Genomic DNA, 393 nt, shown 5'->3' with positions numbered 1-393 from the left:
AGCTCGCGCAGCTCCGCCGGCAGGTCGGCGTAGGCGCTCGCCGTGTTGGCCCAGACGGTGTCGCCGCCGGACTCCGGGGCCACCACGCTGCGCAGGATCGAGGCCTTCGGGTAGGCCTCGACGAAGGTCACGTCGGTATGCCAGGAGTTGGCCCGGCGGCCTTCGGCGCCATCCAGCTCGAGGAGGAAGCGGGTGCCTTCGCGGGACGGCACGGTGGGGTGGGCGACCGGTTCGCCGAGCAAGTGGGCGAAGGCCTCCTGGGTCTGGTCGTCGAGATGGCTCTGGTCCCGGAAGAAGATCACCTTGTGGCGTACCAGGGCGGCCTGGATCGCCTCGACGGTGGCGGCGTCCAGTTCGCCGGACAGGGTCACGCCGCGAATCTCCGCGCCGATC

Annotated in this window: 1 protein-coding gene; it reads right to left on the bottom strand. The window is 71.0% G+C overall.

All coding sequences use genetic code 11. The annotated features are described in order from the left end of the window. A partial coding sequence (locus M8013_RS00105) for a TauD/TfdA dioxygenase family protein (protein WP_271265816.1) occupies positions 1 to 393 on the bottom strand: 393 nt, incomplete at both ends.

The sequence above is a fragment of the Silvania confinis genome, from assembly GCF_025564085.1.
In the GTDB taxonomy this organism is placed as follows: domain Bacteria; phylum Pseudomonadota; class Gammaproteobacteria; order Enterobacterales; family Enterobacteriaceae; genus Enterobacter; species Enterobacter confinis.
This window is presented reverse-complemented; position numbering and strand designations above follow the sequence as displayed.